This window comes from Roseovarius marisflavi, from assembly GCF_900142625.1.
In the GTDB taxonomy this organism is placed as follows: domain Bacteria; phylum Pseudomonadota; class Alphaproteobacteria; order Rhodobacterales; family Rhodobacteraceae; genus Roseovarius; species Roseovarius marisflavi.
In genome coordinates, this window is sequence record NZ_FRBN01000014.1 from 82,308 (window position 1) to 92,925 (window position 10,618).

The 10,618-nt window shown below is 60.2% G+C and carries 12 protein-coding genes; 11 read left to right on the forward strand and 1 reads right to left on the reverse strand.

Going from position 1 to position 10,618, the window contains the following annotated elements:
- Window positions 1-306: 306 nt before the first annotated feature.
- From sdhC to BUB78_RS13100, 8 genes are all read left to right on the forward strand, one after another.
- The gene (gene sdhC / locus BUB78_RS13065; RefSeq protein WP_073198591.1) at window positions 307-690 is read left to right on the forward strand and encodes a succinate dehydrogenase, cytochrome b556 subunit; all 384 of its coding nucleotides are present in this window, start codon (window positions 307-309) and stop codon (window positions 688-690) included.
- Between the two features lie 10 nt (window positions 691-700).
- A complete protein-coding gene (gene sdhD / locus BUB78_RS13070; RefSeq protein WP_073198593.1) occupies window positions 701-1,072 on the forward strand; it encodes a succinate dehydrogenase, hydrophobic membrane anchor protein in 372 nt (123 codons plus the stop codon).
- Between the two features lie 10 nt (window positions 1,073-1,082).
- The gene (gene sdhA, locus BUB78_RS13075; RefSeq protein WP_073198595.1) at window positions 1,083-2,888 is read left to right on the forward strand and encodes a succinate dehydrogenase flavoprotein subunit; all 1,806 of its coding nucleotides are present in this window, start codon (window positions 1,083-1,085) and stop codon (window positions 2,886-2,888) included.
- Window positions 2,888-3,640, forward strand: coding sequence for a class I SAM-dependent methyltransferase (locus tag BUB78_RS13080; protein ID WP_084732866.1), 753 nt, complete (start codon window positions 2,888-2,890; stop codon window positions 3,638-3,640). The genes sdhA and BUB78_RS13080 overlap by 1 nt, the downstream gene beginning before the upstream one ends.
- A complete protein-coding gene (locus BUB78_RS13085; protein ID WP_073198598.1) occupies window positions 3,637-3,960 on the forward strand; it encodes a succinate dehydrogenase in 324 nt (107 codons plus the stop codon). The genes BUB78_RS13080 and BUB78_RS13085 overlap by 4 nt, the downstream gene beginning before the upstream one ends.
- Before the next feature lie 15 nt (window positions 3,961-3,975).
- Complete coding sequence (locus BUB78_RS13090; RefSeq protein WP_073198600.1) at window positions 3,976-4,755, forward strand: succinate dehydrogenase iron-sulfur subunit; 780 nt, start codon at window positions 3,976-3,978, stop codon at window positions 4,753-4,755.
- A 121-nt stretch (window positions 4,756-4,876) separates the two neighbouring features.
- Entirely contained in the window at window positions 4,877-5,083 is a 207-nt protein-coding gene (locus BUB78_RS13095) for a hypothetical protein (RefSeq protein WP_073198602.1), read from the forward strand.
- Window positions 5,084-5,093: 10 nt separating this feature from the next.
- Window positions 5,094-5,936 carry an urea carboxylase-associated family protein gene (locus tag BUB78_RS13100; RefSeq protein WP_073198604.1) on the forward strand — a complete coding sequence of 281 codons (843 nt, stop codon included), beginning with the start codon at window positions 5,094-5,096 and terminating at the stop codon, window positions 5,934-5,936.
- Between the two features lie 117 nt (window positions 5,937-6,053).
- Here the strand turns inward: BUB78_RS13100 and clpB are convergent, their stop codons facing one another.
- A complete protein-coding gene (clpB, locus tag BUB78_RS13105; protein ID WP_073198606.1) occupies window positions 6,054-8,672 on the reverse strand; it encodes an ATP-dependent chaperone ClpB in 2,619 nt (872 codons plus the stop codon).
- A gap of 260 nt (window positions 8,673-8,932) precedes the next feature.
- On the opposite strand from clpB, the gene BUB78_RS13110 reads away from it, so the two are divergent.
- From BUB78_RS13110 to pyrF, 3 genes are all read left to right on the forward strand, one after another.
- The gene (locus tag BUB78_RS13110; RefSeq protein ID WP_139279342.1) at window positions 8,933-9,232 is read left to right on the forward strand and encodes a hypothetical protein; all 300 of its coding nucleotides are present in this window, start codon (window positions 8,933-8,935) and stop codon (window positions 9,230-9,232) included.
- Window positions 9,233-9,432: 200 nt separating this feature from the next.
- Complete coding sequence (locus BUB78_RS13115; RefSeq protein ID WP_220084010.1) at window positions 9,433-9,660, forward strand: hypothetical protein; 228 nt, start codon at window positions 9,433-9,435, stop codon at window positions 9,658-9,660.
- A 65-nt stretch (window positions 9,661-9,725) separates the two neighbouring features.
- Window positions 9,726-10,418: an orotidine-5'-phosphate decarboxylase gene (gene pyrF, locus BUB78_RS13120; RefSeq protein WP_073198610.1), complete on the forward strand. Its 693-nt coding sequence runs from the start codon at window positions 9,726-9,728 to the stop codon at window positions 10,416-10,418.
- Window positions 10,419-10,618 lie beyond the last annotated feature (200 nt).

Here is a 10,618-nt window from a genome sequence, read left to right on the forward strand (position 1 = left end):
TCAGGGTTAAGAATTCGTAAATTTGTGATCACAAGCAGGGTGCGGCTTATCCTGCCATTGCTTCAGGCCCGCCGCGTGCCGCGCCTGTCCTGGGCTGAGTCGAGCCGAGTCGTTGATTCCTTGCGGGCAATTATGTGATCACACGATAATTTACGTGATCACAAAGTGTGGAAATTTGCGGCCAATGGCCCCATTCCACGATTTTCTAGCTGCCAACAGGTGACATCGACGCTAAAACATCTCACAAAGGCACAGCCCGCGCCGACGCTTGCGCCGCGCCGCCCGTACGCATGAAGGAGATCATCCATGGCTGACACCAAACCGGTTGAACGCCCGCTTTCCCCGCACCTCCAGGTTTACCGTCCACAGCTCACCTCGATCACCTCGATCCTGACCCGGATCACCGGCAATGGTCTTATCGTGGCGGTGCTGTTGATGGTCTGGTGGCTTTTGGCGGCCTCGACGTCTGACGCCTATTTCGCTGTTGCCGATGCGGTGGTCACCTCGTGGTTTGGCGATTTGATCTTTACCCTCTCGCTCTGGGCGATCTGGTATCACTATCTTGCCGGTCTGCGGCATTTCTATTTCGATGCGGGCAAGGGCATGGATATCCCCACGGCGGAAAAGCTTGGCTGGGGTCTGATTATCGGATCGGTCGTTTTGACCATTATCACCCTGTTGTTGGTCTGAGGAGGCTATCATGCGTTATCTGACCGCCCGTAAACGTGCCGAGGGCAAAGGCGCCTCGGGAACCGGAACCGAACATTTCTGGCATATGAAGGTCAGCGGTGTTGGCCTTGCCATCATCGTGCCGACCTTTCTTGTGCTGTTTGGCCGTGCCCTTGGTGGCACCCGGCAAGAGGTGATAGATGCCTTTTCCCATCCGTTCATGGCCATTCTGACCGGGCTTGTCCTGTTCGTCGGCCTGCGCCATTTCCAGAATGGCGCGCAGACGATGATTGAAGATTATAGCAAGGGTGCGACGCGACGGGCCCTGATCATCGGCGTGACCGCACTAAGTTACGCGTTGACCGCAACCGGGCTTTTCGCCCTTGCCAAGATCGCGCTTTGAGGAATTGACCATGGCCGCTTACGAATACGAAACACATGATTATGACGTCGTTGTAGTGGGGGCCGGGGGCGCCGGTCTGCGCGCGACCCTGGGGATGGCCGAGCAAGGCCTGCGCACGGCCTGTGTGACCAAGGTCTTCCCAACCCGGAGCCACACCGTCGCGGCGCAAGGTGGCATTGCCGCAAGCCTTGGCAATATGGGCCCCGACAGCTGGCAGTGGCACATGTATGACACGGTCAAGGGTTCTGACTGGCTTGGTGATACCGACGCGATGGAATATCTCGCCCGCGAAGCGCCCAAGGCGGTTTACGAGCTTGAGCATTACGGCGTGCCGTTCTCGCGCACCGAAGCGGGCAAGATCTATCAGCGCCCGTTTGGCGGCCATACCACCGAATTCGGCGAAGGCCCCCCGGTGCAGCGCACCTGCGCCGCCGCCGACCGCACCGGCCACGCCATTTTGCACACGCTTTATGGTCAGAGCCTCAAGAACAACGCGGAATTCTATATCGAATATTTCGCTATTGACCTGATCATGTCGGATGACGGCGCCTGTACCGGTGTTGTCTGCTGGAAGCTTGATGATGGCACGATCCACGTGTTCAACGCCAAGACTGTTGTTCTGGCGACCGGCGGCTATGGCCGCGCCTACTTTAGCGCCACATCGGCGCATACCTGCACCGGCGACGGCGGCGGCATGGTGGCGCGCGCCGGTCTTCCGCTTCAGGATATGGAATTCGTGCAATTCCACCCGACCGGCATTTTCGGCGCTGGCTGTCTTATCACCGAGGGCGCACGTGGCGAGGGCGGGTATCTTACCAACTCTGAGGGCGAGCGTTTCATGGAGCGCTATGCGCCCAACTATAAAGACCTCGCGCCGCGCGATTATGTCAGCCGCTGCATGACCATGGAAATCCGCGAAGGCCGGGGTGTCGGCGCCGATGGCGACCATATCCACCTCAACCTGAGCCACCTGCCGCCTGAGGCGCTCAAGCTGCGCCTGCCGGGGATTTCGGAAAGCGCCCGCATCTTTGCAGGTGTGGATGTCAACAAGGAGCCGATCCCGGTTCTGCCGACGGTGCATTACAACATGGGCGGTATCCCGACCAACTATTGGGGTGAAGTTCTGAACCCGACCAAGAAAGACCCGACCGCGATCGTGCCCGGCCTTATGGCCGTGGGCGAGGCGGGCTGTGCCTCGGTGCACGGCGCGAACCGGCTTGGCTCCAATAGCCTGATCGACCTTGTGGTCTTTGGCCGCGCCGCCGCCATTCGTGCCGGCAAGGTTGTCGATCCCGACACTGCCGTTCCGGCCACGAATACGGCACAGGTCGACAAGGCGCTTGATCGCTTTGACACCCTGCGCCATGCCAAGGGCGCCGTGCCGACCGCCGAACTGCGCCTTGAGATGCAGAAAACCATGCAGGCCGATGCCGCCGTGTTCCGCACCTCGAAAACCCTCGCCGAGGGTGTCGACAAGATGCAGGCCGTGGCCGCCAAGATGGATGACATCCAGGTCACTGACCGAAGCCTGGTCTGGAACAGCGACCTTATGGAAACGCTTGAGCTGACCAACCTGATGCCGAACGCGCTTGCCACGATCAACGGCGCAGAGGCCCGCAAGGAAAGCCGCGGCGCCCATGCGCATGAGGATTTCAGCACCCGCGACGACAAGAAATGGCGCGTGCACACCATCTCGCATGTTGATGGCGCATCGGTCGAGCTGAGCTATCGCCCGATTGTCACAGAGCCTCTGACCACCGAGGCCGAGGGCGGTATCAGCCTCAAGACCATCGCACCGAAAGAGCGGACGTTCTGATGGTTCAGCCGCATCAGGATCGGCGCCCGGCCAAACCGGGCACCGATGAGTGGCTTCGCGCAAGCGGGCCACATTACCTTGATGTGCTTGAGCGCCTGCAACGTTTGCTTGACCCGGAGTGGTATTTTGAAATCGGCACCGGGCGCGGCAATTCCCTTGCGCGCGGGACCGGCAAGGCGATTGCCATCGATCCGGAGTTTCGCGTCAAACAGGATGTCATCGGACAACGCTCCGAGTTGCATTTTTACCGCCAGACCAGCGATGATTTTTTCGCAAGCGGCGCGATTGCCCGGCTGACCGATCAGATTGATCTGGCGTTCATCGACGGGATGCACCTGTTTGAAAACGTGCTGCGGGATTTCATCAATACCGAGAAACTCTGCCGTGGCGAGAGCGTTGTTCTGCTGCATGATCTTGTACCCTTTTCAAGCGCCGCCGCCGCGCGCGCATGGGACCCCGAGGTGACCAAAGGCTGGTCCGGGGATGTCTGGAAAATGATCCCGATCCTGAGGGATTATCGCCCCGACCTAGATTTCACCGTGCTCGATTCCCGTCCAAGCGGGCTTGGCATGATTTCTGGTCTCGACCCTGAAAACCGCGTTCTGGAGGCGGCATTCGACGAGATCGTTGCCGCCTATCGTGATATGACACTCGAGACCTACGGGGTGAGTGCTTTTCGTGAGATGGCAAAGATGACCAATGTGATGGACGTGCTTGTAAGCAATGCAATCGGTGAGGATCTCGAGGCATGAAGTGGGCAGGTTTCGCCTTGATCGCGGCACTCGGCCTGACGGGCTGTGCCGCCGCGAATGGCACCGCCGACGCCTTGGCGCGCGACCGGGCCAAGACTGTGGTCAACGGGGTGGTCAGCACCAGGTTCCCGCGCGTCAATGCCGTGCCGGTGACCGATTGCATCATCGAGCAGGCCTCGGCCGGAGAAATTATTCAGATCGCCGGGGCAAGTGTGACCGGCGTGACCCAATCCACGGTGGAGCAGGTAGTCGAGATCGCCAGCCGCCCCGACGCCGTGACATGTATTGCCCAAAACAGCCTGACCCTGCTGGGCGGCTGAGAAGGAGTAGACGAGATGGTTCAATTCAGACTTCCCAAGAATTCGCGCATGGTGACGGGCAAGACTTGGCCCAAGCCGGAAGGCGCCACCAATCTGCGTAAGTTCCAGATTTACCGCTGGACGCCGGATGACGGCAAAAACCCCAGCGTCGACACCTATTTTGTCGATATGGACACCTGCGGCCCGATGATCCTGGACGCGCTGATCAAGATCAAGAACGAGATTGACCCGACGCTGACCTTCCGCCGGTCCTGTCGCGAGGGGATTTGCGGGTCTTGCGCGATGAACATCGACGGGATCAACACGCTGGCCTGTATTTACGGCATGGATGAGATCAAGGGCGATGTGAAAATCTATCCGCTGCCGCATATGCCGGTGGTGCGCGACCTGATCCCGGACCTGACGCATTTTTATGCGCAGCACGCCAGCATCATGCCCTGGCTTGAAACCAAGACCAACCGCCCGGCAAAAGAATGGCGACAGTCGATCGAGGATCGCGAAAAGCTTGACGGGCTTTATGAATGCGTGATGTGCGCGTCGTGTTCGACATCCTGCCCAAGCTATTGGTGGAATGGCGATAAGTACCTCGGGCCGGCTGCCTTGCTGCATGCTTATCGCTGGATCATCGATTCACGCGACGAGGCCACGGGCGAGCGTCTGGACGAGCTTGAGGATCCCTTCAAACTCTACCGCTGTCATACGATCATGAACTGCACCAAGACCTGCCCCAAGGGCCTTAACCCGGCCAAGGCGATCTCTGAGATCAAGAAGATGATGGTCGACCGCGCGGTGTAATTTCCACGCCATGACCCGGTGTTCAAGGGCCTCGGAGAAATCCGGGGCCTTTTCCATTTGAATGGCTTTCCTTTCAGAGCATGCTGCGGGACCAATTGCTCGGAGTTGCAGGAGCCATGCCATGCTGATCGTTGTCGGGTTGATCATCGCCTTTATTCTGGTGCTGATCCTGTCCAACCGCCGCACGCGGTCGTGTCGTTGGCGGGCGGATCGGCGTCAGGATGGCGAGGCGGGGTCTTGTTTCAACTGTATGACCTGCGGCGCGCAGGTCTTTACATCGACGGGAAAACCGCCTTTGGATTGTGTGGCCAATTCGCCGAAATTCTGAGAGGCCCAAGATGACCCAACCCGTTGATGCCGATGCCCGCCGCGCCGTGCGCCCGGTGATCTGTTACCCCAATGACACCCTGCCGCGCCCTGACATGGCGCTTTACGGCGCCGCACGGGCAGGGGCCAGGAAGGTGTCAGAGGTGATCGTGCCCGCGCGCGAGGCGGCATGCTTTCGCGCCGACGCGGGGCAGTTCTTTCGCATCTCAAGCGTTGAGGGGCCGCAGGTGGGCGATCTTAACCTGTGGAATGCGCGCGACCTTTCAGAGCGGTTTTATTCCGGAAAATCGCGCGCCCTGCACGGCACGCATCTGAGTGTGGGCGAGAGGATGTGGTCAAGCTTTCCCTATCTGCGCCCGATGGCGACGATCACCGGCGATAGCCTTGGGTGGTACGGGATCGACGAATTTGGCGGTTCGGTGCATGACGTGATCGGCACGCGCTGCGATCCCTATACCGGCAATCTTCTGGCGGGCACGCAGTATCACCATTGCTGTCATTCCAACCTGACCCGCGCGCTCGCCGATGAAACCGGCCTTAGCCTCGCCGAGGCAGAGCGCCATGTGCATGACGTTCTCAACGTGTTCATGTGCACCGGATTTACCCGCGACACCGGGCAGTATTTCATGAAGGCCAGCCCGGTGCGCCCCGGCGATTACCTTGAATTCTTCGCCGAAATTGACCTGCTTGGCGCGCTAAGTGCCTGTCCGGGGGGCGATTGCTCGTCCGAGCATTCAAGCGATAGCGCGGCGTGTTTTCCGATGCTCATCGAGGTCTTTGCGCCCGACCCCGCCGCTCTGTCGGGGTGGCAGAGCCCGCCGGTGAACGGCTATGATCAAAGCCACGGGCGCTAGAGCATGTCGCATGTTCGAGAAGCTCAAAACCGGTGCCCACTTTTGAGCAACATGCTCTAGATGCAAAAACGCCCCGCTGCGTAAACAGGGGGGCGTTTTATTAAGCATGGGCCGGGGTTAATGCACCACGGCGTCCTGTGGCGGTTCCTGCCGGGTGGAGCCGACACGATCCCCGATGATAAGCCCTTCGGCACCGGCCGTGACCGGCACGGTGGAGCCATCAAGGATATCACCGGCCAAAAGCGCCTCGGCCAGAGGATCCTGCAAGGCGCGCTGGATCACCCGTTTCAGGGGGCGTGCACCAAAGACCGGATCGTATCCCTCATCAGCAAGCCATTTGCGGGCATCTGAATCCACATCCAGCGTGATCTTGCGCCCCGCCAGACGTTTCATCAACAGACCAAGCTGAATGTCGACAATCGCCCCCATATCGCCCCGGCTGAGACGGTCAAAGATGATCGTTTCATCCAGACGGTTAAGGAATTCAGGCCGGAAGTGGGCCCTCACCGCATCCATCACGTCACGCTTGGCGTCCGACGCATCGGCGCCTTCGGGCAGTTGGCTAAGCGCCTGTGCCCCAAGGTTTGAGGTCAGGATGATCAAGGTCTGCTTGAAGTCGACGCGATGCCCCTGACCGTCGGTCAGAACGCCATCGTCAAGCACCTGCAACAGCACGTTGAACACATCCGCATGCGCCTTTTCGACCTCATCAAACAGGATCACCTGATAGGGGCGGCGACGTACCGCCTCGGTCAGAACCCCGCCTTCGTCATAGCCGACATAGCCCGGAGGCGCACCGATCAGACGCGAGACCGAGTGTTTCTCCATGAATTCCGACATGTCGATCCGCACCATGGCGTTGTCGTCGTCAAAGAGGTATTCGGCGACGGCCTTGGTCAGCTCGGTTTTACCCACGCCGGTCGGCCCGAGAAACAGGAACGATCCCAGCGGGCGGTTCTCGTCGTTGAGACCCGCACGCGCCCGGCGCACGGCATTGGCCACGGCCTTGACCGCAAGGTTCTGGCCGATCACCCGCTTGTGCAGGTTTTCTTCCATCCCAAGCAGCTTTTCGCGGTCGCCTTCGAGCATCTTCGAGGTCGGGATGCCAGTCCAGCGTTCGACCACCTGCGCGATCTGTTCGGGGCGCACGGCCTCTTCGACCATGACGCCTTTGTCCTCGGCCTTTTCGGCCTCGGCCAGCTTTTTCTCAAGCCCCGGAATGACGCCATAAGACAGCTCGCCGGCCTTGGCGAGGTTGCCTTCGCGCTTGGCATGATCGAGTTCAATCCGGGCGCGATCAAGCTGTTCCTTGAGATCGCGGGCCCCGGCAAGCACATCGCGTTCGGCCTGCCATTGGGCGGTCATCTCGGACGAGCGTTCCTGCAACTCGGCCAGCTCTTTTTCCAGCTTTTCAAGCCGGTCCTTGCTTGCCGCATCGTCTTCTTTCTTGAGGGCTTCTGCCTCGATCTGCTTTTGCAGGATATCGCGGTCAAGCGTGTCGAGTTCCTCGGGTTTGCTGTCGACCTCCATGCGCAGACGGCTTGCGGCCTCGTCCATAAGGTCGATCGCCTTGTCGGGCAAAAAGCGGTCGGTGATATAGCGATGGCTGAGCGTCGCCGCCGTCACAAGCGCCGAATCCGAGATGCGAACGCCGTGGTGAACCTCGTATTTTTCCTTGATGCCGCGCAGGATCGAAATCGTGTCCTCGACCGTGGGTTCGTCAACGACAAGCGGTTGGAACCGGCGGGCAAGGGCCGCGTCTTTTTCGACATGCTTGCGGTATTCATCAAGCGTGGTCGCGCCGATACAGTGCAATTCGCCGCGCGCCAGTGCAGGTTTGATCAGGTTGGCGGCATCCATCGCGCCGTCGCCTTTACCCGCGCCGATCAGGGTGTGCATCTCGTCGATAAAGAGGATGATTTCACCGGCGGCGGCGGTCACCTCGTTAAGAACGCCCTTGAGGCGCTCTTCGAACTCGCCGCGATATTTTGCGCCGGCAATCAGCGCGCCCATGTCGAGCGACAACAGCTTTTTGTTGCGCAGGCTTTCGGGCACGTCGCCATTGATGATGCGCAGCGCAAGACCCTCGGCAATCGCGGTTTTACCGACGCCGGGCTCGCCGATCAGAACGGGGTTGTTCTTGGTGCGGCGGCTCAGGATCTGCATGGCGCGGCGGATTTCATCGTCGCGGCCAATGATCGGGTCGATCTTGCCCTCTTCGGCGGCCTTCGTCAGGTCGCGCGCGTATTTCTCAAGCGCCTCATAGGTATCCTCGGCGCTCGCGCTATCGGCGGTGCGGCCCTTGCGGATATCGTTGATCGCCTCGTTGAGTTTTTGCGCCGTGACGGCACCGGCCTCAAGCGCGTCCTTGGCAGGGGATTTGACAAGCGCAAGCGCGGTCAGGATGCGCTCTACCGGCACAAAGCTGTCACCGGCCTTTTCGGCCAGCTTTTCGGCCTCGGCCAGAACCTTGCCGGTTTGCTGATCCATATAGGTCTGTCCGGCATCGCCAGAGACCCGCGGGATTTTGCCAATCGCCAGATCAAGCGCCTGAACCACACGCTCGGGCGCGCCACCGGCACGGCGGATCAGGTTGCTGGCAAGCCCCTCGGTGTCGTCCATCAGGGCCTTCAGGATATGTTCGGGGGCTAGTTTCTGATGGCTTTCGCGCATCGCGATGGTCTGGGCAGCCTGAATGAACCCGCGCGACCGTTCCGTGAACTTGTTGAAGTCCATGGGTCTTCTCCTTTTTGCAAGCGTTACCCTGGTTGCGCACCCAGCATTAGGCATGCGCGATCAGGAACCTCATGATCCAGATGGGTTTTACGCGCCACCTGTTCAAGCCCAATGATCGCCGATTCGTGGCCCCAGCGAGATGATTTGCGTCAAATCCGCACATTTTCGTGACCACCCCTTGGGGTAAGCACTTGGGATTCCAATCTTAATGAAAGTTATCCACAGGGCTGAAAAGGCCCCGAGCACAAAGGATGCAGGCAATGGAAACCCGGAAACTTACACTGGACGACATCAGATATAACCCCGAGCGCGGCGCCTTCGAGGCCCAGGTTCGAATCCGGCAGGGCGATGATTGGTTCAGCTATCCGGCACAGGTCAGCGCGCCGCTTCATGCGGATTACGCATTGGTGATGCGCGGGTTGGTCGAGGATGCCGAGGCCGCACATCGCGGCAAGCGCGCCGGTCTGCGTCTTCGCCTCGCGGCAGGAAACGCGGCCTCTGCGGCGCGGGCGAGCACCATGGTGCAGGTGCAACGATTGTTGCGTGGCATCGCCGCCTGAAGGTTTGGCGAGTCGATTTTGAGCGATCAACCGCCGATTGAGTAGCTGGTTCAGGCGAACCCCTGCCTATGGGAGCGTTCTAGGTATTTTCACCTTAGGCGGCCAATGCTTTGCGCCTACATGGTCAGACGTAGTTAATAAGTAAAATGGGTGAGCCGATGCATATTACGAAGGTAACCGTATGTGATTTGAAAAGTGATATGGTCAAGCGCCGCCACAGCGCGGTCGTCCTGCTTGAAAATGAGGGTGGTCGGGTCACCATGCAGTCCACCGTTACCGCCGAAGAGGGCGTTGATCCGGCGGCCCTTGCCGAGGCGCTTCTTGCGGATGCCATCCGGCAATTGGCGCGCCTGCCAGAGTATCGGACTGGCGAAACGCCGATCACCGTGGCCGACGGCGCCCTTGAAGGCGCCTTGCAGGGGGCTTGACGCCGCGCCACGGCACCGCGACAAGGGCGCAGGTTTTTCCTGTCCTCAAGCCCCGGAGCGCCCCCATGACCGATGACCGCCTGATCGTTGCCCTTGATGTGCCGAACGCCCTCGCCGGGCTTGAGCTGGCCGAAAAGCTGGGCGATGCGGTGTCGTTTTACAAGATCGGCCTCGGCATGCTGACCGGCGGTGGCCTGGCGCTTGCGGATGAGTTGAAGCGCGAGCATGGCAAGCGCATTTTCCTTGATATGAAGCTTTTCGATATCGGCGCGACGATCGAGGCGGCAGTGCGCGGGCTTGCGCAATATGACCTTGATTTTCTGACCGTGCATGGCGATCCGCACGTTGTACGTGCCGCCAAAGAGGGCGCCTCGGGCAAGCCGCTCAAGATTTTGGCGGTGACGATCCTGACATCTCTGGACCGGGCCGATCTTGATGCCGGGTTGATCCGGGCGGGGGATATCCCCGATCTGGTGGCCGAACGTGCGGGGCGTGCGTTTGACGCCGGTGCCGATGGCGTGATCGCCAGCCCGCAAGAGGCGGCGATGATCCGGGCGCTGCCGAATGCGGCGGGCAAGCTTATCGTGACACCGGGCGTGCGCCCCGTCGGCGCGGCGCTTGGCGACCAAAAGCGCGTGGCCACCCCGGCGCAGGCGATTGCCGATGGCGCCGATCACATCGTCGTCGGTCGCCCGATCTGGGCCGCTCCCGACCCCAAGGCCGCCGCCGCCGCGATCCTGGACGAATTGCGCGGTTAAATCAGCAAGGTTTCCGGCGGCCAATCAAGCGGCATGCCATGCGCACGCGCGATGTCGACCTCTTCCTCGGTTGTGGGGCGGTATGACACGAACTCGCTTGATGAACAGGGCGGCATGTATGAACCGCCTTCCCCTGCAAACGTTTTTTAATGTCCCTTTGACCCTGCTTCTATGTATTCGGTCTATTTGTGGGGCAAAGT